Below are 23,382 nucleotides of genomic sequence, written 5' to 3'. Positions count from 1 at the left end.
ATTAAACTGCACTGGGTAAAATCTGGCCATCACTCATTTTAATAATACGGTCAGCAAATGACAGCATTTCTTCATCATGAGTCACCATTAAGGTCGTTATGTTAAGCGTTTTTGTTAAATTGCTGATTAACTTCATCACATCTTTAGACCTTTTTGAATCTAAACTGGCAGTGGGTTCATCTGCAAAGAGGACTTTTGGTTTATGGATTATGGCGCGGGCAATGGCAACCCGCTGTCTTTCCCCACCGGATAAAGAAGCCGGGTAAGCATTTTTCCGATGATCCATTCCAACTAATTTTAGGATTTTAGCAATTTCCTTTTTTTGCTCATGTTTCTTTAGTTTAGATTCCGATACATCCAACATTAGCATTAACTGTTCTTCTACGGTCAGAAAAGGTACCAGATGGGCAAATTGAAAGACGAACCCGAAATGATTAGCTCGGATTTGTCGCACCTGCTCTGAATTCATCGTAGTTATATTTTGCCCCTCAAATATGACTTGCCCGTCTGATGCCGGCTGAAGTCCTGCCGCTATCGTAAGCAGTGTGCTTTTCCCGGAACCTGACGCACCCACTAAGGCGGTTACCTCACCTTCTATTAAAGAAAGGCTAATTCCCTTCAGGATTTCCTCGTTAATTTCACCGGTTGAAAAAGTCTTTCGTACTTCATCAATTGTAAATATAGTCATATTATACCTCTCCTTGTTGAATCGCCTGCAATGGCTCGACTTTTTTTATTTGTATACCAGATAGTGTGGCCCCAATAAAGCCAATCAATAGGAAAATGATGGACAATTGTACAGTTGTTTCAAGGGTTAGATGAAAAGGCAATCCTTTAGGTGCCGCCATATTAAATATTTGGCTTAGGCCAACAGATAAACTAAGCGAAATGGCTGTTATAAAAACCATTTGAGTCCACATCATTTTAAACAACGCACTCGTTTTGACACCAATGGCTTTAAGAATACCGTACAATCCGATTTTTTGAACGTTCATCATGTAGAAAAAGATGGCAAACAACATGCCGCTAATGACTACCAAAAACCAGATGATCATATTGAGGGACATCTGTTCCGCTTTATAACTCGAAATCGTACTCAGAAACTGATTGTTCGAAAAAGCTTGTAAGCCTGCGAATTGTGCCCCATCCCCTCCAGGTATAAAGATCAATTGCATATCGTTAACCCGGTACATTTCCTTGTAGTCCTCCATATTAATAAAGGCAACTGGTGCATGGCTGAATTTTTGGTTGTCCACAAAGCCTTTAACAACAAACTTGCCATTATACTGATTGTTTGTAAAAGTTTCACCTATTTTAATACCATCTTCTTTCATCGACTTGTCCAGGATGATTTCTCCCTTTTTCACATTTTTAAACAGCCTTGAATCAGTCGATGTAACAAAGGCGGCGCTTCGCTGCTTCCCATCACTGTCAATCAAAAATCCCATTTGAATAGAAATGGCTGCAGCGTTTTTTTGCTGGTTTAAAACTTTTTCTTGGATACTGTGATTTATTCTTGAAAGGTTATAGTTTTTATCTGCCTCTTTGGTCATATAAAATGTTCCATCGGGCAGATTTTTAATTAATGCTGCATTATCTTGTGATAATCCATTGGCCAAACCAGATATAATAAACGTGAGTAAACTGACGAGAAAAACGATTGACCCTAATATCAAAAACCGTGCTTTATTTTTCTTCATTTCTTTCCAAGCAATGTTCATGTTCATACCTCCAATTCCTTATTGACATCCTCAGTTTATAATCGCTGTGTGAACTGACGATGAACAGGAGGTTACATTAAATGAAAACTCGCCGATTGGCGAGTCCGTTAGGACGGTTCATGAGGCGTAGTTGAATTTATACTTTCCTATTAGCTAAAAAAAAGAAACAATTTCTAATCGCTAGTTTAGAAACTGTTTCTTTTCTTTAGATTGCCATTCCTTTATAGTAACCCGACCATTTTCAGGCCGTGGAAAATTCCATTGTCATCAACGGATTTCGTTACATATTTTGCGGCTTTTTTCACCTTTTCTTCTGCATTCCCCATTGCCACACTATTCTCTACGGTTGTGAGCATTTCCAAGTCATTCAGTGCATCGCCAAAGGCATATTGCCGTTCCGGAGGAATTCCTAGTTTTTCAGCGATCCTTTCAATTCCTTTTGCTTTTGACCCTCCCTTTGGAAGAACATCAACAGCGAGGGGATGCCATCGTATAAAATCAAAGTCATGGAAATCCCGTTCGTATTGTTTTTCTTCACCTTCCGTACAAAACAGGAGCGTTTGAAACAAATCTCGCCCTTTGTAATAATGCGGGTCGTGCGTAGGAGTTCGATCGATTTTTAATGTTCCAATGCTTTCATTAATGTAGGCATGGTCCGGCACATTGGCTTTCATATCCTCATGGTCCATGAAGACAACGGGATGATTATTTATAAGCGCCGTTTCCGTTAGTTTTTCCAATGAAGTCGTATTCAGTGGATTGGTATATAAAACTTCCCCGTTTAACACCACATATTGTCCGTTGTAGCTTACAAATGTATTGATATCCAATTCTTCTCGCAAATCTTCAAACATAAAAGGAGCCCGTCCGGTAGCAATTGCGACAACATGTCCCAGTTCCTTTAATTCAAGAATGGCCTCTTTGGTTGCTGCAGGAAGCTCTTTTTTTGAGTCAAGCAGCGTTCCGTCTATATCGAAAAAAATCACGCTATGTTTCACTTTTGTTCCCACTTTCAAAGTATAATTATTTTGTAACATTCCCAAATCTTCATTTTAGCAATCCTTCATTCCTGATCATTTATTAGTCTAATTTATGAAACGGGTTTCATGTCAATCAAAGAAAAAGGACCTTAAAGGGCCCTATTAAAGTGTATTCGATTCTAGTCGAAAACCTTCAACAATTACTTCTTCATCTACCTCCAGCAATAGGCAGCGTTTTCCTTCGTATGTTATGTATTTTACGTTTTTCAAGTCTTTCGGATTAATCGTTACATCGGCAATCTTGGTGCTTATTTTTATCGATTTCGGGACTAAACTGCTTGCCTTGAACTCATGCTTTTCATCAGCAACGACACTTTTGAAGGCATGCTCCACTTTGGCTGTATCGATATTTTCGACACCGCTGACTGTTAAGATCCGTTCGATGTCCCGATAGTCCAATGTAGGGATTTCACTTTCCTCGTTTTCTATATTCTCTTGTACTACCCTATCGATTTCCTCGTAAACATTTGAAATAACCGCGGAATCTACTTCGTCTCCTATTACCTCTTTTAAGACCTGGTCAAAACTGTCCTTATCTTCCTGAGCTGTAATGATGTCTTCACAATTGAGAACCTCTTCAATAAATGTGAAATCAGGTTGATTTGCTTTCCCAGCACAGTAAAGAATATGGTTCACATCTGCTGCATTGTCATTAAAAGCAGGGAACAGAAAACCCGATAATGGGGAGTCTAAATTTATAATAGGATCCACAAAGTTATAGGATTTGAATTCTTTCTCGATATAATCAAACATTAATGCCTTTTTCGGTTGATCTGTTTTATTGAGGCTGCAAAGGATAATTCCGCTGGAATAAACCTCATCATCCCCGCCTTCTTCGGACTCCTGGTTCCGCTTCTTCGTCTGTTTTCGGTATTCCGCCCGAATAAATGTTACAACTGTATCAAATTCATAGGCCCCACGCGCAAACATTTTTGTGACAATTTCCAGCATGTATTCTTGCCAGTCTTCCGAGTCCGCCTGCAATCCTTCGTAGAGGAATGATTGTGTGCTGTCTTCCACATCACGCGTGAACTTCAGCTCAAACAATTTGGCATCAAGTTGGCCAGTCAAAACTTTTTTAAAGTTTTTCAAAAACAATTCCTGCGTTTCCTGTTCTAGCATTTGAAACGGCTGGCTGACTTGGTGATAAATCTCACCTGATTCTTTTTGAACGTAAACATTAAAGATTTCACGAATGTTCATCCGATAATTGTCCAATTTAAATTCCTTGCGGATATTAGCGATGTCTTTTTTATTCATTTGTCTCATCTCCCATCCCTGATTATACTGTCTAAAAAAATATTCGGAAACCTCTAAGCTAGCTATGCTTGTACAATTTGGTTTGATTCGTATACGTGGATTCCTGAAGTGCCTTTTTGCGCAATACGAAGCATTGCACCTGCTACTGTTTCCGCGTGTACGGGCTTGTACTTTTTCAGTGTTCCTAAAAAGAGCGGTGACAGTATACTAGAAAAGACTGCCGAAATGCGTTCTCCGAATCGAAATTCCTCCCGGTTACCAAGTAAAAGCGATGGCCGGAAAATGTGTAATGCGGAAAGACCAAGTTCACGCAATTCCTTCTCAACCTCTCCCTTCACGCGAATGTAAAATGTCCGGGATGCGGGATTTGCTCCCATTGATGTTATAAGGAGAAACTGCTTCGCCCCCTGGGCTTTTGCCATTCGGCCAAGTGCCAGCGGATATTCATAGTCTACCAAGCGGAAAGCCTTTTGGCTGCCTGCTTTTTTAATCGTCGTTCCAAGAGTGCAAAACACATCCGCTCCCGTCAAATTTACATCGGATTGCTCCAATCGGTTGAAATCGACGATCTTCTCCTGCAGCTTTGGATGGGCAATCCCTGTTGGCCGCCGGACAATAAGCATTACAGCTGTGTATTCCGGATTGTTTAGTAAAAGCTTTACGAGCTCCTTTCCTACCAAGCCGGTCGCCCCAGCAACAACTGCTTTTCGATTCATCTTATTATTCCTCCCAATTTCCCGTTAAAAATCCTTTAAACAAGCTTTTTGTCAATATCTGATGTGTCTACGTGATCGCCAAACCAATCTTTAAGTTTTTCTTTTGCTTTATTTTTTATGTCCTCATCAATGTACATAGCAACTTGCAATAGAGCGACTCCTAACGCTCCTAAGTCATCCGTGTACCCGACACCAACCGCAACATCAGGAATTAAATCTAATGGCAGGATGAAATATCCCAAAGCGCCTATAATGATGGCTTTTGCTTTAGCCGGTACTTCCGGTTTTTGAAGCGTATAATATAAGAGCAAAACTGCATATACAACGGATGAACCCGCTTTTTTGGCAAATTTCTTTAATTTATCCCAGAACTTATCGTCGGAATAATTCTCACCGGAGGCTTCCATTTGCTTTTTGATATCTTCTTCGTTATTAGCCACTTTCCACAATCCTTTCATTTGTTCATATCATTATTTTACCTCAATTTATTATCATTAAGTAAATGAAAACTCGCCGATTGGCGAGTCCGATAGGACGAAGACAGAGGCGTAGTTGAATTTATGCGTTAGGAAATTATAAATTTGTGAAAATTTATAGTTTCCTATTAGCTAAAAAAGGAACCTCGTCCATCGAACGAAAGGTTCCTTTCTAAATGTATTTAACATCTTTTTATTTTAATAAACATCGCGCAGGTAACGTCCTTGCTTCTGCAGCTCCTTCAGATATGCCTCGGCTGCCTCACGGTCAAATGCACCTTCTTTTTCTATCACAGTAATCAGCGCATCGTTGACGTCTTTCGCCATATGTTCCTTATCTCCACAAACGAAGAAGTAAGCGCCCTTTTCCAGCCATTCAAATAATTCTTTGCCATGTTCAAGCATTTTATGCTGTACATAAACTTTTTGATCTGAATCGCGGGAGAAGGCAGTATCAAGCTTTGTCAGAACCCCATCTTTTTGATAGGTTTCCAACTCTGCTTGGTATAGGAAATCTGATGCTGCATGCTGGTCCCCAAAGAACAGCCATGTGCGGCCAGCTGCTTTATTAACGGCACGTTCCTGGATAAAAGAACGGAATGGTGCAATGCCTGTCCCCGGACCAACCATAATAATATCTGTATTACCGGACTCCGGCAAATGGAAATGCTTATTTGCCTGAACAAAGACCGACAAGGTATCTCCTTCTTGAACACGTTCTGCACATAAAACAGAGCAAACCCCTTTTCGCTCACGCCCGTGTGATGTGTAGCGAACAGCTCCAATAGTTAGATGAACTTCCTCCGGATTAGCAGCAATACTGCTTGCAATAGAATAGAGGCGCGGTGTCATTTTTCTTAATAAAGAAACGATATCCTGTGCAGATGCCTTCCATGGGCCAAAATCACGTAGCATATCGAGCAGGTCTCGCCCATAGCAATATTCCTTTAACTGAGCAGCATTTTCAACCAAAATAAGTTTTTGCAAATCTTCGTTTTCAGTGAATGTTGCTGCCTGTTGTAAAATTTTCTTCGATAGAAGTGTAATTTCAAAATAGTTTGTCAGCGCTTCCTTAAGTGACAGTGTTTCACCCTGCTTGCCAACCGTTACTTCCGTCTCTTCATCCCAGGCCATTTCCTCAAGAAGGGCAGCCACAAGTTCCGGGTCATTTGCAGGGACAACGCCAAGTGCATCACCTGGATTGTAAGAAAGGCCTGAGCCTTTTAATGATAACTCAATATGCCTTGTTTCTTTACTAGAGCCTGACCCATTTAAATTAATATTTTTTAGAACCTTTGCCTGAAAAGGATTGGTCCTTGAAAATGGCTGGTTGTCACTTTTGGTATTTTTAGTATTTTCTAAAGTAAGTTGCATTTCCCATTACCTCCAAAAGTAATATATATCTAAGATAACATATCACTATCATATCAGATGTGTCGTTTCACACACACTGGTAAATAATTTTAAAATTATTGAAAAAACTCTTTTGAAGGATTTAATGGTGTAAAAAAGGAGATAGCCAACAAATGAGCGGGCTATCTCCTTTTTGATAATATGATAATATCCTAAAAAAATTTAAAGACTTTCCGCTTTAAACGTATCTCCGCCTTCAATTGTCCCGTTCTCGAAGCCCTTGTTGAACCACCGCTTCCTTTGCTCGGAGGTACCATGTGTAAAGGTGTCAGGAACCACATATCCCTGTGATCTTCTCTGGATATTATCATCACCGACAGCTTTTGCAGCATTGAGTGCCTCTTCAAGGTCCCCCTTTTCGAGGTAGCCCTTGCCTTGAGCGAAGTGGGCCCAAACACCCGCCAAATAATCAGCCTGCAATTCAAACCGGACTGAGTATTCATTGGTTCGCTTCTGGGCTTCTGAAGCTTGGTCTCCCATATGTAAAAGAGTCTGAACATGATGCCCGACCTCGTGGGCGATTACATACGCCATCGCAAAGTCACCAGGTGCTTGGAATTTTTGTTTCAGTTCCTCATAAAAACTTAAGTCAATGTATAGCTTATGGTCACCAGGACAATAGAACGGCCCCACAGCAGAACTAGTCAACCCACACGCCGACTGAACATTGTCCCTATACAAAACAAGCTTTGGATTTTCGTATTCCATCCCTTTCTTCTTGAATTCCGCGGTCCATACATCCTCTGTATCAGCCAGAACTACCGACACAAATTCCTTTTGTTCCTTCTCTTTAGCGGATTCCTCATAAGGAGCATTCTTATCGGGATTATTATTCAAAGAATTGTTGTTAATTAAATCCCCTGGGTTGCCTCCTAAAAGTGTAAACAGGAGAACAATAATGAGGCCGCCAACACCGCCGCCAATGATGGTTTTGCCCCCCACGCCCATTCCTCTTCTGTCTTCAACGTTGGCGCTTTGCCGTCTTCCTTTCCACTTCATTTTTTTACCTCCCTAAAACAAATGTAGATATTTAGTGTTATTCCCACATTAGGGAGAGTTGAATATAGTTATTTCTGGTAATGTTAGTCATAAAGGTTATAAAAAAAAAGAACCTCAAAAGTATCTCTACTTTTAGGTTCTCCTCTATAAAATGATCCTGCTATTTTTGTTTATAGCACCTTACTTAAGAAAGCCTTTGTTCTCTCATGCTGTGGGTTGCCGAATAACTGATTCGGTTCATTTTCTTCGACAATATACCCGCCATCCATGAAAATGACACGGTCTCCAACTTCTCGGGCAAATCCCATTTCATGCGTCACAACCACCATCGTCATACCTTCTTTGGCAAGCTGTTTCATAACTTCTAATACATCCCCGACCATTTCCGGGTCAAGTGCAGAAGTCGGTTCGTCAAAAAGCATGATTTTTGGATTCATGGCCAGTGCCCTTGCGATGGCAACCCGCTGTTTTTGTCCGCCGGACAGTTCTCCCGGATAGCTGCCTGCTTTTTCCTTAAGTCCCACCTTATCAAGTAACTCAAGAGCCTTTTTTTCAGCTTCCGCTTTATCTTTAGAAAGAATTTTAATCGGCCCTAACGTGATATTTTCTAAAACAGTTTTATGAGGGAACAAATTAAATTGCTGGAAGACCATTCCGACTTCCTGCCTGACTTTATTGATATTAATCTTCGGGTCAGTGATATTATGTCCATTAATCACTACTTCGCCGCCCGAGATTTCCTCCAGGCGGTTTAAGCAGCGAAGGAATGTACTCTTTCCCGATCCAGAAGGACCGATTACACAGATAACTTCTTTCTCTTGAACCTCAGCATTAATATCTTTTAATACCTCTAGGTTCCCGAATGATTTTCTTAAGTTTTTTACAGTAATAATGCTCATCGCATCTCGATCCTCCTTTCTATAAAGTTAGCAAGTATGGTTAATAGATAAATAATGATAAAATAAATGACACCTACAGTCAGCCAAATTTTAAAGGCTTCAAAGGTTGCAGCAGCCTGTATTTGACCCTGTTGTGTTAAGTCAGCAATACCAATAACCGATAAAAGAGAAGTATCCTTTAAACTAATAATGGATTGGTTTGTAATAGTAGGGAGCATCCTTCTAAACGCCTGAGGCAGGATAATGAAACGCATCGTTTGTGCAGACGTAAAACCAATCGACCTAGCTGCCTCTGTTTGCCCCTTATCAATTGATTGAATACCCGCTCTGATAATCTCTGCAAAATATGCCCCAGCATTGATCGCAACAGTTATAATACCCGCTGTCGTATTGTTTAGGGAAACCAAATGCAGTGAATTTACTCCAAAATAAATAAAAAATAACTGCACGATAAATGGAGTTCCACGAATTGCATCGACATATACCTTCGCAATCCAATTCAAGATTTTAAAAGGAGCAAGACGTAACAAGGCCATTAATAAACCAATTAAAAACCCTAGAATAATAGCAATAACAAATATATAAAGTGTGACTTCAAGTCCTTTTATTAATATTGGTAATGCTGCCGTAATAATATCCACTCTTTTTCATCCCCTTTCTAGAATAAAAAGCGCGCTGTGAGCGCGCCCTATATTTGATATTTATTTTTTGCCAAGGTATGTTTCTACAATTTTATCGTAGGTTCCGTCTTTTTTGAGTTCTTCAAGGCCTTTATTAATCTTCTTTAATACATCCTGGTTTTGTCCTTTTAGAACAGCAATTCCATATTGGTCGCCATTTAAGCGATCACCAACGATTTTCAAACCAAGGTCTTTTTGGGCAATAGCATAAGAAATTACAGGATAGTCTTCGATAAGCGCATCTGCATTTCCATTAGAAACTTCCTGGAACATTGCCGGGCTATCGTTAAATTGAACGACCTTAATTTCTAGTTTCGATGCATTATCTTCTGCATATTTGGCACCTGTTGTTCCTTTTTTAACAGCAACAGTTTTCCCTTTAAGATCATTAACTGATTTAATAGTTGAATTGTCTTTTTTAACAACAACTGTTAATCCTGCATCAAAATACGGTGTTGAAAAATCTACTACCTTTTTTCTTTCATCTGTAATACTCATTCCGGCAATGGCTACATCAAGCTGATTAGCTTGCATAGCTGGAATAATTCCACCAAAATCCATTGGATTAAGCTCAATTTTAATACCCTGATTTTTCGCGATTGCATTAATCAAATCGATATCGATACCCTTATAATCATTTCCCTCTTTATATTCAAATGGAGGGTAAGTGGTATCTACTCCAACCTTATATACCTTTTCATCTTTCGCTTTCTCTCCGGAAGTTGGTGTTTCCTTGCTTCCGCATGCTGCGATAAAGATCGTAAGGATTAAAAATAAACTAAATAAACCAATCTTTTTCATTCAATGTACCCCTTTTTAGATTATTTTTAATAGATAAAACATTATTACTTTATTAATATATCATACCTAAAAATCATATAAAACTATTAGTTTTTGGTAAATTGAATATTTTTAAAGTATTCCACTATTTTTTATTTTGTAAATTTTCAGATTTTATTATTTATATATAACAAATATAGTTTTGTTTTTAGATTTTTTGAAAACGTCACAATATATCCAAATCATTCTATAGGAAGCACATAACAAATGTTGAATTTTAAAAGTAAGAGAAAGTGGGGTGAATTTAATGCCGTGGTTGATAAAGAAAATTCGGAATTGGATTTGGTATCGGCACGGGAAAGTTAGATATCGTATTTGGCTTGACGAAGATAGATACATTATCTCTGCAACGAATGGGGAAATAACCGTTCATGATTGTTATGGCGGTACCCATGAAACAGCTAAAAACTTAGCGCTATTTAAGCTTCATCAAGCATTAAGCGATAAAGAAAAAAAACAAAAATGGATTACCAAAGGGAATGGATATGAATTATTTCGGATTAAATAAAAGACAAAGCCGTTCCATTTGGAACGGCTATTTTCATCGAATCAACTAATCATTTAATCCCTTTCCAGCGAGAATTTTCTCCATACATTTTTCAATCCTTGACACCCGGGTTTTGGATTGTTTGGGTGCTGAAAAATGAAGAATGTATGCTCTTTGCCGCCCCGGCGTCAATGCATCAAAAGCAGTTTTCAAGGCAGGAATATCCTCAAATTTATTTTGAAGTTCTTCAGGAATTGGCTCTGGATCCTTTTTAAATTCCACTTTCAAACCGGCTTTTTCTACTTCAATGGCTTCATGAATATAAGCTTTCAAGATAGGTTCGAGCTCAACTATTTGCTTAACATTGGTGAACTTTACCAGGCGTCCCGCTTGCGTATTTTCCCCTGGCTTTTCTAGAATCCGATGGGCATCTTTTAACAGGGAACCTTTGAAAAAACTAAGCGAACAGTATTCTTTAAAAGCACTAATTATCAGTACATTACTTTTCTGAAATGTGTAGCAAGGAACTCCCCATTTCAATTCTTCTGTCAACCCGCAGTCAAGAACAATCATTCTTAATTTCTCTAATTCTTCCGGCCAATTGTTGACTTTACAGTCGGGAGTAGCCCCGAGCGGACAACGCATACAACCATCAATTAAATATTTATCAACCTTAGGATTCATTTCACTATTTGCCATCAGGAACACCTCCTCTTTCCGCCATTCCATCAAGATTCTTTGACCCAAAATTATCAAGCAATGCACGGACTTCATCTGATGATTTCGTGTTCATTAATTGATTTCTTAATTCAGCAGCTCCAGGGAATCCTTTGACATAAATTTTGAAAAAGCGATGAAGCCCTGTGATTGAACGCGGCAGTACTTCCGCATAGCGATCTTGAAGATCAAGCTGCAGTCTTAAAAGATCAAGGTATTCTTTACTGCTATGCTCTTTTGGCTCTTTTTCAAAAGCAAAAGGATTTTTAAAAATACCCCGCCCAATCATAACGCCATCAATACCATATTGTTCAGCAAGTTGCAGCCCAGTTTGACGGTCAGGAATGTCTCCATTGATTGTTAGTAGCGTATTCGGTGCAATACGGTCACGCAATTTTTTGATTTCCGGAATTAGTTCCCAATGCGCATCTACTTGGCTCATTTCCTTTCGTGTACGTAAATGAATAGAAAGGTTCGCAATATCCTGTTTTAAAATATGCGTTAGCCAATCCTCCCACTCCTGAACCTCCTGATAGCCAAGTCGTGTTTTCACGCTGACAGGCAGTCCGCCCGCTTTTGCTGCTTGAATAAGTTCTGCCGCAACGTCTGGACGCAGAATAAGGCCACTGCCTTTCCCTCTCGATGCCACATTCGGTACAGGGCACCCCATATTAATATCGATGCCTTTAAATCCTAGCTCTGCCATGCCAATACTCATTTGGCGGAAATATTCGGGATTATCCCCCCAAATATGTGCCACCATTGGCTGTTCATCTTCTGTAAAAGTCAAACGGCCACGCACACTTTTCATGCCCTCTGGATGACAATAGCTATCCGAGTTTGTAAACTCTGTGAAAAATACATCCGGTCGCCCCGCTTCACTTACTACGTGACGAAAAACAACATCTGTCACATCTTCCATTGGTGCAAGTATAAAAAATGGTCGTGGTAAATCACGCCAAAAATTATCTATCAATTTAAACTCAAATCCTCTCATAATGAATATAATTTCACGCACTAGGCCAAAAAATATAAAACCAAAAGTTCTACTTCTTTTACACTTATATCATGCTTTATAACTTATTATCAAACACAAAATGTTCCTTTCAGGCGATGGTTGAATTTCCGAAATAAGAATAAACCCAGTCCTGCGACTTGGTAAATGCTACAGACTGCAATTCAGCCCAAAAATGGAATTAATTTTTCTCAAGAAATTAATTCCAGATAGAAAAAGCAGACAAAATCTAGTAAGATATCCACATGTGACATTAGATAAGGAGTTAAAAAAATGAGCGTATTAAACGTACAAAATTTAAGTCACGGTTTCGGTGATCGTGCGATTTTTAATGATGTGTCTTTTCGACTTTTAAAAGGAGAGCACGTTGGACTAGTTGGAGCGAATGGTGAGGGTAAGTCTACTTTCATGAATATTGTGACGGGAAAGCTGCAGCCCGACGAGGGGAAAGTTGAGTGGTCACGAAAAGTTCGTGTTGGTTATTTAGATCAGCATGCTGTACTTCAAAAAGGTACTACGATGCGTGAAGCTTTAAGTACTGCTTTTCAATATCTTTTTGATGCTGAATCAGAGATCAATGAACTTTATGCAAAAATGGGTGATGAAGGCGCTGATATCGATGCATTACTTGCAGAAGTTGGAGAGCTGCAAGAAACTTTAGATAGTAATGATTTCTATCGAATTAATGCAAAAGTTGAGGAAGTTGCCCGCGGTCTAGGATTAGACGATGTTGGACTCGATCGAGATGTAGATGATCTTAGCGGCGGGCAACGTACGAAAGTTTTGCTAGCTAAGCTTTTGCTGGAAAAGCCTGAAATCCTATTACTAGACGAGCCTACAAACTATTTGGATGAACAGCATATCGAATGGTTGAAGCGCTATTTACAGGAATATGAGAATGCATTTATCTTGATTTCACATGATATTCCATTCTTGAACAATGTTGTTAACTTGATCTATCATATGGAAAACCAAGAGTTGAACCGCTATGTTGGTGACTATGATAACTTCTTAAAAATATATGAAATGAAGAAGCAACAGCTAGAGTCCGCATATAAGCGTCAACAACAAGAGATAGCTGATTTGAAAGATTTTGTTGCTCGTAACAAGGCAAGTGTTGCGACTCGTAATATGGCGATGTCTCGTCAAAAGAAGCTCGACAAAATGGAAGTAATTGAATTAGGGAGAGAGAAGCCGAAGCCAGAGTTTAATTTCAAAGAAGCTCGTGCAGCTAGTCGTTATATTTTCACGGCTGAAGATCTTGTTATTGGTTACAATGAACCACTTTCCCGCCCTCTGAATTTAAAAATGGAACGCGGACAAAAAATTGCATTCGTAGGTGCAAATGGTATTGGTAAGTCTACTCTTTTAAAAAGTATTCTTGGATTGATTGATCCGCTGGAGGGTAAAGTGGAACGTGGTGAGTATCAACACATTGGTTACTTCGAGCAGGAAGTTAAACAGTCCAACTACAACACTTGTATTGAAGAGATTTGGAGCACGTTCCCAAGTATGAATCAAGCTGAAGTCCGTGCTGCTCTTGCAAAATGTGGATTAACGACGAAACATATTGAAAGTAAAGTCGAAGTCCTTTCAGGTGGCGAAAAAGCTAAAGTTCGATTGTGTAAAATTATCAACACAGAAACGAATTTATTAATTCTGGACGAACCTACCAATCACTTGGATGTGGATGCAAAAGAAGAATTGAAGCGTGCTTTAAAGGCATACCGCGGAAGTATCTTGATGGTATCCCACGAACCTGATTTCTATCGTGAAATTGCGACCGATATTTGGAATTGTGAGGATTGGACTACGAAAGTGTTTTAAATAAAGATTATGGGGTACCCAACACTTGGGTACCCCTTTTTACAAAACCATCTAAATTTTTTAATAAATATACCAAGATTTCTTAAAAAAGCTAATCCAATCTAAAGTTAGAATGAGGTTCTATCTATTTTAATATTAATTTTGCAACAGCTTCCACATGCGCCGTCTGCGGGAACATGTCCACTGGCTGTATATATTTCACATCATATTTGGAACTTAACGTTTGAATGTCTTTTGCCAAGGTCGATGGATTGCATGAGATGTAAATGAGCTTTGTTGGTTCTGCCTGAAGGATGGTTTGAATTAACTGTCCCTCAAGACCTGTTCTAGGTGGATCGACAACAATGACATCGGGCTTCCAACCCTTTTTGACCCATTTTGGCAGGACCTCTTCTGCCTTTCCAGGTACATATTTTGTATTGGTCAATCCGTGACGCTTTGCGTTTTTCTTCGCATCCTCAATCGATTCTGGGATGACGTCCATTCCACGGACTTCTCCTGCCTGATCGGCGAGCCATAACCCGATAGTGCCCACTCCACAATAAGCATCTACTACTTTTTCTTGACCAGTCAGCGCGGCTGCTTTTTTCACTTCATTATAAAGCTTTATGGTCTGAACTGGATTTAATTGAAAGAACGTCCTTGCTGAAAGCTCAAATTGAAGATCTCCTAGTGTTTCTTGGATAAACTCTTCACCCGCTAACGGAAGTGTTTCCTCGCCAAAAATAAGCGACGTCTTTTGCCCATTTATGTTCTGAATAATTGATTTCACATTTGGAAGACGTTTTTGGATTTCCTGAATGATGATGTCCACTTTTGGTAATTCTTTTTGTGTTGTGATTAGGACTATTTGTAGTTCGCCTGTCTGAATGCCAACCCGTGTAACAATGGTTCGAATAATACCTTTTCTGGATTTTTCATTATAAATAGGAATTTTTAATTCTTCTAAAATCCTTTTAACCACTGATGTTGCTTCATTTGTTTGTGAATGCTGCACAGCACATTCGTCAATATTAATCAATTGATGGGAATTAAGGCCATAAAGCCCAGCAAGTACCTTGCCATCTATTGCCTTCACTTGAAAACTGCTCTTGTTTCGATATCCCCATGGGTCTTCCATTCCAATGGTTTCACGGATATCAAGTTTTTCAATGTTGAGCCTTGTATGGCGTTCAAGCGATTGAATTACGATATCACGCTTTTCCTTAAGCTGCTGTTTATAGTCCAAATGTTGCAGTTGGCAGCCTCCGCATTGGTCATATACAGGGCAAAGCGGCTTTACTCGATGCGGCGACTTAATGCGGATTTTCTTAATTTTTGCCTCAGCATGTTTCGGGTGGATATTTGTTGCCTCCACGACAACTTCTTCGCCTGGAAGCGCACCTGGCACAAACACGACTTGCTTTTTAAAATAGCCTACACCTTCGCCGTTAATGCCGAGCCTTTTAATCGTCAGTGGAAAGGTCTGCTTTGGCTGTATTTTAATATGTTGTTCTGTTTTCATAGGTATTCACTCCAATTATTCGATGCATCCCTTAAACAAGATGCGTGCACTTTTATAAAAACAAGAGCTGCCACCTATTCAATACTCCTCCATAAATATAAAGAAGCATAGCTTAGATAAGGATCCCAGCCTTGTTTGTATTGTTCCATTTCTTCATAGGACGGCTTTTTTTCGAGCTGATATAGTTTCTTGATAGCGTTTTGTATGCCTATGTCAGCCAATGGAAAAAGATTTGGACGACCCAGTCCGAACAATAAGAAATTTTCCACCGACCACCTGCCGAAGCCACGGATTTTCATTAGCCTTTCAAAGACTTCCTCATCCGATTGGTTTTTCGAGGCGTCTAAGTCGAGGTCATTTTCGACGATTTCTTTGGCAATTCCAATCATGTATTCAGCCTTCCTGCCGCTGATTTGCAGTGGTCTTAACTCTTCCACCGTTAACCTAGCAGTTGTTTCCGGCTGTGGGAAAAACCATACTCCATCTATCTCATAACCAAACGTTTTGACAAATCGCTCGGTCAAGGTATAGGCAAATTTCATATTTATTTGCTGGTGGATAATGCATTTTAATAACGACCCAAACAAATCGAAATCTAGAACCAGCGGGGTGCCAACGAAAGAATCGAATATTTCCTTTAAATCTGTTTTTTCAAAGTGGTCATGGACATTTGCTAAAGAAACATTCAATTGAAAAATTTCCGCTATGCGCTGGATGATTGCTTCTTTGTCCGAATCGCTTTTTCCTGAAACGATGAACGATGGTTCGTGTATTGTTCCAGCTGCCGTTAGCTGTACTGCATGCGAACTGTCGTGTATGACAACCGGTACACGAATTGTACGTTTGGCTAAATCGAGCACCTTCAAAGGATCCGGCGCATGTCTTTCCAATACGCTGTCAAAATTATACGGACCGTCAATACGTATAGTTTCTTGCCACATATGGGCTCCATCCTTTAGTATTTTCCCCGTATTATAGCATGAAACAGGAAAAAACCGAATTCCAATGAAATTCGGTTACTTCTTCTTCGCTTTCTTCTTCTTTTCATTCGGTTTCTTCATCAAATGGTCGAGGCTTTTGAATTTGTATCCTTTCTTTTTCATATCTTGGATGGTTTTTTCAAGAGCATCCGCGTTGTCCTTCGAAACGGAATGTAAGAGAATGATTGCACCTGGATGAACTTGCTTCATCATATTGTTGTATGAGTAATGCCAGCCCTTTTGGCTGTTTACATTCCAATCGACGAAAGCCAGGGACCAGAAAATATGTGTGAAGCCCTCTTCTTTTGCAATTTGCATCGTTCTTTCACTAAAAACACCGCGCGGCGGGCGCAGATAGCTCATTTCTTTTTGTCCGGTTATCTCCTTGGTTTTATCCCTAACTTTGCGCAATTCTGTACGGACCCTTTCGTCACTAACGCGAGTAAAGTCAGGATGGTGCCAGGAATGGTTCCCGATGATGTGCCCTTCATCGACTATTTGTTTAGAGAGTTCCGGCTGTGACAGCAGGAAATGCCCAGTCACAAAAAAAGTCGCCGGCACTTTTTCTTTTTTTAGGACCTTAAGAATCTTAGGGAGGTGTCCATTCTCATAGCCGCTGTCAAAGGTAAGATAGATGATTTTTTTATTAGGGTCGCCTTTGTAAACTGCCCCGTATTTAGCAAGAATTTCATCATATTCCGCCCCTGCCTCCGGCGGCACTTCATCAACTGCTTTTTTAAATCCCCAATGTATCGGCCGATTCGGCAACGCCGCATATGTAAGTGTCGGTAACAATAGAACCATTATGCTAAGTAAGCACAATAATTTTTTCATCCAAGTTTCCCCCAATATTGTTTTTTATAGTGTTTGTTCTCGGTGGGAAAACATAATTAACATATAAAGGAAAATGGGGTTAATTTGGTTGGTAGTAAATGCGGCCTTTATTGGACCCGGTGGATGGGAGTTTTTTTTGGTTTAACAAATAGGTAGCCTGCCTTGAAGAAGGGATATGTAGAAATTCTCGTAATTCTCTATTTGTTAACGAATTTTTTATAATTAAAAAATGGTCATTGATTGCTTCGATATAGGCATCCTGCGAAAGCAGCTCGCATACTGGGCAATACCATTTCTGCCTTCGATATTGCATCGGTATATGTAAGCATCGTGGACAACAAACACCCGGAATAATTTCCTTTATTCCGATATCGAATTTCCGTAATACATCAATTTTAAGCGGGGTGTGTTTACTTAATACCAGCCTTTTTATTTTTCCAATTGGTTTCTGATCAATTCTTTCTGCGGTGTAGCGGTTCTCCAGTTCCTCGATCTTTCTTAAAAGATTGCCTACTTTTACTATCTTTTTTTCTGCTTCATGGTATCCTGGTACAATCTTGATTACACTTGAGGACCTTGTCATTACAGCTAAAACTTCAATTGGTGCTGCTGGTAATTGGTATTTTTCAAGCAGGTATTGTAAAAGGATTTTATGGCAAATTGCCTGTTCTAACGGATTATCGTATACCTCTTTTGATTCATTCACCTCCTGGATTAATTGGTCTTTTTCAATTATAAGTGTCCCTGCATAGTTTTTGGATTCAATAATAAGAGTTAGTTTAGGGGAAAGAAGAAGTGCATCTATTTGAAAGTAAGTATTTCCAATCGGGAGACGGAGGCCATGAAAAATATGATATTTTTTGTCAGGAATTAATCCAAGAAAATAGCGAAGTTTTTTCTCACCTTGGTAGCCAGAATATAATTTTTTTATTTCTATTTCTATATTGGGTCTCTTAGGATGATATTGCGTTATTCTTCTTATGAGTGCTTCTGTTTGTTCCAGTGGAATCGGTTTATAAAGCTCTAAATCAAACAAAATGTTCCCTCCTTTAAAGTTATAGCTGATATTTTCGACAGAAAACGCCAATATCCCTGTTGTTTTTTTAAAAATTGGGTATTTTATTTTTGTAGTTGAAAAAATATCTACAAATTTTGGAGAGATATCTACAATTTCTTAATTTTATGTACAAATTATTAAGGATATCTACAAATTACTAGCACATATCTACAAATTGGCCCATAGGACCCTATCTGAAGGGAAATCCTAGTAATAATTACGAACCGAAACTTGCCACTAGAAATGATATCTACAAATTTTCGGATGATATCTACAATTTTTCAATTATATCTACAAAATTTTCGAGATATCTACAAATTTCCGAAACATATCTACAATCTCCCCCCTCGGTACCCCCCCACAAAAAAAGATAGACCCGCTATGCGAGTCTATCCCAATCCCAAAGATCTTATTTAAAAACCGGCTCCTTAAACTGCGCCAATTTCTCCAATGATGATTTGTCAACATCAGCATGTAAGCTGTTGCCGTGCGAATCCATTGTAACTACCGCTTTGAAGCCCTCAACACGCAGATGCCACATCGCTTCAGGTATACCAAATTGCATTAAATCAACGCCCTCGACGCCCTTGATACAGTCAGCATAGTACTGGGCAGCACCTCCGATGGCGTTCAAATAAACACCGCCATGCTCTGCTAAAGCAGCCAAAGTCTTAGGACCCATTCCGCCTTTACCGATAACAGCGCGGATACCAAATTTCTTCATGATGTCGCCCTGATAAGGCTCCTCGCGAATCGAAGTTGTCGGACCGGCAGCTTTCACGTGCCATACGCCGTCTTCATCCTTCAGCATAACCGGGCCACAGTGGTAAATCACTTGACCATTTAAGTCAACAGGTGCGTCATGGTCGCTTAAATACTTATGAATCGCATCGCGGCCAGTGTACATCATGCCGTTGATTTGCACAACGTCACCGACTTTCAAAGCACGAATTTGCTCTTCAGTAATTGGCGCCTGCAAAGTGATGACTTCCTGTTCAGAAGCAGCAGCAACTTCTTGTTCTGCCTCATCTTGTGCGAAATCAATGAACTCGCCGTCTTGGTAAGCCCATTCCACAATTGCGCCAGTTTCAGGGTTAACGGAAACACCCATGCGGCGGTATGCCCAGCAGTTGTAAGCAACAGACACATAGAAGCTGGCAGGAATGCGGTGCATGACACCGATTTTACAACCTAGCAAAGTTGCTTCGCCACCGAAGCCCATTGTGCCGATTCCTAATTTATTTGCATTTTCAAGTACATACTCTTCCAATTTACGAAGATCTTCATTAGGATTCACGTCATCAATCGAGCGGAATAACTGTTCCTTTGCTAAATCATATCCGGAGGAACGGTCGCCGCCGATGCCGACGCCGATGAAGCCTGCAGAACAGCCTTGTCCCTGTGCCTGGTAAACAGAGTGCATGATACACTTGCGGATCCCATCAAGGTCGCGGCCAGCGCGTCCAAGTCCTTCTAATTCACAAGGCAGGCTGTACTGAATGTTTTTGTTTTCGCAGCCGCCGCCTTTTAAAATCAGCTTCACATCAATATATTCTTTTTCCCATTGATCAAATTTAACAACTGGAACGCCAGCGCCTAGGTTGTCGCCACTGTTCTCACCTGTCAAAGAGTCAACAGCGTTAGGGCGCAGTTTGCCCTCTTTTGTTGCTTGAACAATCGCCTTTTTAATGGCTTCTTTTATTTCTAATTGGTTGACACCAACTGGAGTTTTAATTTTAAAAGTAGGAAGTCCTGTATCTTGGCAGATTGGCGACACCTGGTCGTCCGCCATTTTAATGTTGTTCGTAATGGTCGCTAGGCTCATCGCAGCGCGAGTGCCGGCACTTTCCTTTTCCTTCGCTGCTTTGATAGCGCGGCGCACATCCTTTGGCAGCTTTGTGGAAGTTTCAACAACTAGCTCGTACATGCTTTCTTGGAATTTCTCGATATTCACGTGTCTGTTTCCCCTTTCCCTATTTTCCCCAAATTATACATAAATTTTTACAACTTTTTGACGGTTATAATTATACTCCTATAGGCGAAAGAATTAAAGGATTTGGATGTAATCGATTTCGTGGAAACTTTTTCACAAAAAAAGGAGCCTGCTATTTAACAGACTCACTTAATTCGCGGTTATTGAATTCTCTTATTTTTGATTCCAGCTCGTCAATCATCATAATCAGACGGTCAATATCGTCTACATCGGTATCTTCCGGGTCAATGGCTTCTAGAATGTCGAGAAACATATTAAGACGATGCTTTAAAAAGTCTAATTGGGAATTTTTATCATGAGTGGGACTGCCCATCGAAATTCGCTCCTTTTTTTCAATTGCCTTTTTCATCCTAACCAAATTTCAGTGGTTTTGCAATCTTCTTTTTTTAAATGAAAACTCGCCGATTGGCGAGTCCGATAGGACGATTGACAGAGGCGTAGTTGAATTTATATATTCCTATTAACTAAAAAAGCTCCTGCCAGAAACATTGGCAGGAGCTTTTCCAAAATTAATTTAGCGTGGACGTTCGGAAGCGAGAAATCCAAAGGAAACATAGTCCTGCACAGGAATCCATGCACCGATTCCCTGTGAGGTTACGTTTTTGATGACGATGAATTTGCGGTTTCCTTTTAACATTAAGTAGACTTCACCATACGTTACTTTTCCCTTTTCATTCACGGCAGGCGCATAAGCATAAAGGTAACCAAGCCGGTTTGAAGGGATGTTATAAATGTGATCGTTCTTTGTACCTGCACCGATAATTGTATCAAATGAGAGCGGCAAATTCGTTTTTTGCATTGCCTTTAAAAGAATCATTTTCTTCACATCTTCGGCATTTGGAATTTTGGCCGTTAAACCGCCTCTGACAATTTTCTGCGCTTCCTGAACATATTTAATTTGATATGGGGCGTTGCCGCCGCGGTTATCAAAGTAATTCGTATTGATTTTTTGATACTCCCAATTCGTCGAGGTTTCCAAAGACTCATAGTTCAACGGCCACTGGCCAAGGTAAATGATGGCGCGGTAGCCGACAGCAAACGGTGTGCCGTTTATGCTTGATTCGTTAAGCATGCGAATAAGGTCAGGGTTTTCAATTTTGACCTTTGAAGAATTTATAAGTTTTTTTGTCAAATCACTTGGCTGTAGAAAAGGCAAATCCTGAGTCGAATTAGGATATGTATTTTCCTTTGTGATATTCCTAACCGAGGATGGAATTTGGGTCTTTATCGGTTCCTTTTTTACAGCCGTTTTTTCAGAGAAGACAGACGGTATGAAAGAAATCATTAAAACAAAAATTAAAAGACCCGAGGCAATTTTTTTCAAAAGAAAAACTCCTTTCGCAAATAGCAAAAATAATCTGCTAGTAGTTTCTTCGGAGTTGGGCCATATTATCCATTGGCAAGTACTGCATTTGCAAATTTTCTCAGTGTCCTAATTCTGTATCTATTTGCGCGGTCGAAAAGTAATAAAAATGTAATAATCTGAACATTTACAAAATTCAAATTGCAAGTTATAATAAACTTAACTTTCAAAAAGGAGGGCTGCAATCAATCGACAAAGCTGACTTAGTTTAATTAATTATTATTATTAAGGAGGTTGGGATACTCTTATATATGCATTCAACAGTCGTGTTTTCATAAATTAAACATGAAGGTTGGTGGTTGATGGTCCCAAGTAATAGTAATAGCGATTGATGAATTTCCCTATATTATGAAAGAAAGCTCGGCCCAGAACATAAGACTTAACCCATATAAAAAGAAAAGACTCTAAGCCAATCGGCTTGGAGTCTTTTTAGTGAAAATAATTATATTAGGTAGAATCCAATCCCCATAATGACATAGGCGGCAAGTAAGGTCAGACCTTCGAACCAGTTGGTTTCACCATCGTTGGAAATGACAACCATCAATAATACCGATGAAACCATCGCGATTAGTTCCTGCCAGCTGAATAGTAACGGCATAGATTTTTCGTATAACAAGGAAATTAACACTAAAACCGGGGCAACAAACATCGCCACCTGCAAAGTGGAGCCAATGGCGATTTCCACGGCTACGTCCATTTTATTTTTAAAGGCCATTAACACCGCTGAGGCATGCTCTGCCGCGTTTCCGACGATAGCCACAATGATAATACCAATAAACAGCTCCGACCAGCCAAAGGATTCCGCCACAAATTCGAAGGTATGAACGAGATTCTCGGATATGTAGGCAACCGCAAGCGTTGCTATAAGCAACACCAGGATGGCTCTTCCTTTCCCCCACTCCGGCTCTTCATCATGATGCTGGGCCTCGTTATCACTTTGATAAACCCCACGATGCGTAACAAGCTTAAAAAATAAAGCTGCGAGGTAAAGCAGGATTAAAATAACCGAAATGCCGACACTCAGAGATAATTTCTTAGTATCATTCATATCCATTGAAAAAACCTCTGGAATAACAAATGCAATCATCACCGCAAACATTAGCAATCCGGAATTATGGCGGGCGTCATAGACATTAAACTTCTGCCGTTTGTATTTTAAGCCGCCGACAAAGAAAGACAGACCTGCCACGAGCAGCAAATTCCCGAGCACCGAACCTGTCAACGATGCAAGGACAACCCCGACAAGCCCCGCTTTTAAGGCAAATACGGAGATAATCAGTTCGACGGCATTTCCAAAAGTGGCGTTCAACAGTCCGCCGATGCGCGGCCCAGCCACAATGGCCAAGCTTTCCGTTGCCCGCCCCATATAGCTTGATAATGCAATGATTGTTAAACAGTAAATAATAAATAGGATAATACTTGGCCAATGCATCAGTGTCCCAATAACTGAAACGGGGACCCCGATAAATGTCAGCAGCATAAAAATTTTATTTGTCACCGATTTCCCTCCATATATGTATTTTAATCGCTTCTCTTTTTTATCTTTCTTTCCATTATGCCC

Annotated in this window: 23 protein-coding genes; 2 read left to right on the top strand and 21 right to left on the bottom strand. The window is 39.9% G+C overall.

The window, feature by feature from the left end:
• Position 1: 1 nt before the first annotated feature.
• The 11 genes from V5M37_RS05800 to V5M37_RS05750 all read right to left on the bottom strand — a co-directional run bounded on the left by V5M37_RS05800 (position 2) and on the right by V5M37_RS05750 (position 10,005).
• Positions 2-688, bottom strand: coding sequence for an ABC transporter ATP-binding protein (locus V5M37_RS05800; protein ID WP_423801176.1), 687 nt, complete (start codon positions 686-688; stop codon positions 2-4).
• A gap of 1 nt (position 689) precedes the next feature.
• A complete protein-coding gene (locus tag V5M37_RS05795) occupies positions 690-1,721 on the bottom strand; it encodes an ABC transporter permease (RefSeq protein ID WP_423801175.1) in 1,032 nt (343 codons plus the stop codon).
• A 221-nt stretch (positions 1,722-1,942) separates the two neighbouring features.
• The gene (locus V5M37_RS05790; RefSeq protein WP_423801174.1) at positions 1,943-2,758 is read right to left on the bottom strand and encodes a Cof-type HAD-IIB family hydrolase; all 816 of its coding nucleotides are present in this window, start codon (positions 2,756-2,758) and stop codon (positions 1,943-1,945) included.
• Between the two features lie 105 nt (positions 2,759-2,863).
• Entirely contained in the window at positions 2,864-4,021 is a 1,158-nt protein-coding gene (locus V5M37_RS05785; protein ID WP_423801173.1) for a DUF4317 domain-containing protein, read from the bottom strand.
• 62 nt (positions 4,022-4,083) lie between these two features.
• Positions 4,084-4,737 (bottom strand): oxidoreductase, encoded by a 654-nt coding sequence (locus tag V5M37_RS05780; RefSeq protein WP_423801172.1) that lies wholly within the window; start codon positions 4,735-4,737, stop codon positions 4,084-4,086.
• A 35-nt stretch (positions 4,738-4,772) separates the two neighbouring features.
• Positions 4,773-5,144, bottom strand: a complete 372-nt coding sequence (locus V5M37_RS05775; protein WP_423802578.1) for a YkvA family protein — start codon at positions 5,142-5,144, stop codon at positions 4,773-4,775.
• 267 nt (positions 5,145-5,411) lie between these two features.
• Positions 5,412-6,587: a sulfite reductase subunit alpha gene (locus tag V5M37_RS05770; RefSeq protein WP_423801171.1), complete on the bottom strand. Its 1,176-nt coding sequence runs from the start codon at positions 6,585-6,587 to the stop codon at positions 5,412-5,414.
• 201 nt (positions 6,588-6,788) lie between these two features.
• Positions 6,789-7,625: a KPN_02809 family neutral zinc metallopeptidase gene (gene ypfJ / locus V5M37_RS05765; RefSeq protein ID WP_423801170.1), complete on the bottom strand. Its 837-nt coding sequence runs from the start codon at positions 7,623-7,625 to the stop codon at positions 6,789-6,791.
• Between the two features lie 170 nt (positions 7,626-7,795).
• The gene (locus V5M37_RS05760; protein WP_277398292.1) at positions 7,796-8,524 is read right to left on the bottom strand and encodes an amino acid ABC transporter ATP-binding protein; all 729 of its coding nucleotides are present in this window, start codon (positions 8,522-8,524) and stop codon (positions 7,796-7,798) included.
• Positions 8,521-9,165 (bottom strand): amino acid ABC transporter permease, encoded by a 645-nt coding sequence (locus tag V5M37_RS05755; RefSeq protein ID WP_423801169.1) that lies wholly within the window; start codon positions 9,163-9,165, stop codon positions 8,521-8,523. The genes V5M37_RS05760 and V5M37_RS05755 overlap by 4 nt, the downstream gene beginning before the upstream one ends.
• A 60-nt stretch (positions 9,166-9,225) precedes the next feature.
• Positions 9,226-10,005: a transporter substrate-binding domain-containing protein gene (locus tag V5M37_RS05750; protein ID WP_423801168.1), complete on the bottom strand. Its 780-nt coding sequence runs from the start codon at positions 10,003-10,005 to the stop codon at positions 9,226-9,228.
• A 286-nt stretch (positions 10,006-10,291) separates the two neighbouring features.
• Here V5M37_RS05750 and V5M37_RS05745 point away from each other — a divergent pair, with 286 nt between their 5' ends.
• Positions 10,292-10,552: a hypothetical protein gene (locus V5M37_RS05745; protein WP_213146765.1), complete on the top strand. Its 261-nt coding sequence runs from the start codon at positions 10,292-10,294 to the stop codon at positions 10,550-10,552.
• Positions 10,553-10,597: 45 nt separating this feature from the next.
• Here V5M37_RS05745 and V5M37_RS05740 read toward each other — a convergent pair whose 3' ends face one another.
• A complete protein-coding gene (locus V5M37_RS05740; protein WP_423801167.1) occupies positions 10,598-11,230 on the bottom strand; it encodes a YdeI/OmpD-associated family protein in 633 nt (210 codons plus the stop codon).
• Positions 11,220-12,245 carry a tRNA dihydrouridine synthase gene (locus V5M37_RS05735; protein ID WP_423801166.1) on the bottom strand — a complete coding sequence of 342 codons (1,026 nt, stop codon included), beginning with the start codon at positions 12,243-12,245 and terminating at the stop codon, positions 11,220-11,222. The genes V5M37_RS05740 and V5M37_RS05735 overlap by 11 nt, the downstream gene beginning before the upstream one ends.
• 291 nt (positions 12,246-12,536) lie before the next feature.
• On the opposite strand from V5M37_RS05735, the gene V5M37_RS05730 reads away from it, so the two are divergent.
• Positions 12,537-14,090, top strand: coding sequence for an ABC-F family ATP-binding cassette domain-containing protein (locus tag V5M37_RS05730; protein ID WP_423801165.1), 1,554 nt, complete (start codon positions 12,537-12,539; stop codon positions 14,088-14,090).
• Positions 14,091-14,214: 124 nt separating this feature from the next.
• Here the strand turns inward: V5M37_RS05730 and rlmD are convergent, their stop codons facing one another.
• From rlmD to cax, 8 genes are all read right to left on the bottom strand, one after another.
• Entirely contained in the window at positions 14,215-15,594 is a 1,380-nt protein-coding gene (gene rlmD, locus V5M37_RS05725; protein WP_423801164.1) for a 23S rRNA (uracil(1939)-C(5))-methyltransferase RlmD, read from the bottom strand.
• 74 nt (positions 15,595-15,668) lie between these two features.
• Positions 15,669-16,535: a DNA-3-methyladenine glycosylase family protein gene (locus V5M37_RS05720; RefSeq protein WP_423801163.1), complete on the bottom strand. Its 867-nt coding sequence runs from the start codon at positions 16,533-16,535 to the stop codon at positions 15,669-15,671.
• Positions 16,536-16,610: 75 nt separating this feature from the next.
• Positions 16,611-17,408: a delta-lactam-biosynthetic de-N-acetylase gene (pdaA, locus tag V5M37_RS05715; protein WP_423801162.1), complete on the bottom strand. Its 798-nt coding sequence runs from the start codon at positions 17,406-17,408 to the stop codon at positions 16,611-16,613.
• 79 nt (positions 17,409-17,487) lie between these two features.
• A complete protein-coding gene (locus V5M37_RS05710) occupies positions 17,488-18,444 on the bottom strand; it encodes a nuclease-related domain-containing protein (protein ID WP_423801161.1) in 957 nt (318 codons plus the stop codon).
• 430 nt (positions 18,445-18,874) lie between these two features.
• On the bottom strand, positions 18,875-20,419 hold the full coding sequence (locus V5M37_RS05705; RefSeq protein WP_423801160.1) for a fumarate hydratase: 1,545 nt from the start codon (positions 20,417-20,419) through the stop codon (positions 18,875-18,877).
• A 151-nt stretch (positions 20,420-20,570) separates the two neighbouring features.
• Positions 20,571-20,771 carry an SE1561 family protein gene (locus V5M37_RS05700; protein WP_423801159.1) on the bottom strand — a complete coding sequence of 67 codons (201 nt, stop codon included), beginning with the start codon at positions 20,769-20,771 and terminating at the stop codon, positions 20,571-20,573.
• Between the two features lie 201 nt (positions 20,772-20,972).
• Positions 20,973-21,782: a YfkD family protein gene (locus V5M37_RS05695; protein ID WP_423801158.1), complete on the bottom strand. Its 810-nt coding sequence runs from the start codon at positions 21,780-21,782 to the stop codon at positions 20,973-20,975.
• Between the two features lie 481 nt (positions 21,783-22,263).
• On the bottom strand, positions 22,264-23,319 hold the full coding sequence (cax, locus tag V5M37_RS05690) for a calcium/proton exchanger (protein ID WP_423801157.1): 1,056 nt from the start codon (positions 23,317-23,319) through the stop codon (positions 22,264-22,266).
• Positions 23,320-23,382 lie beyond the last annotated feature (63 nt).

It is taken from the genome of Neobacillus sp. SAB-20_R2A (genome assembly GCF_049568635.1).
GTDB classification, from domain to species: Bacteria; Bacillota; Bacilli; order Bacillales; family Cytobacillaceae; genus Neobacillus; species Neobacillus citreus.
This window is presented reverse-complemented; position numbering and strand designations above follow the sequence as displayed.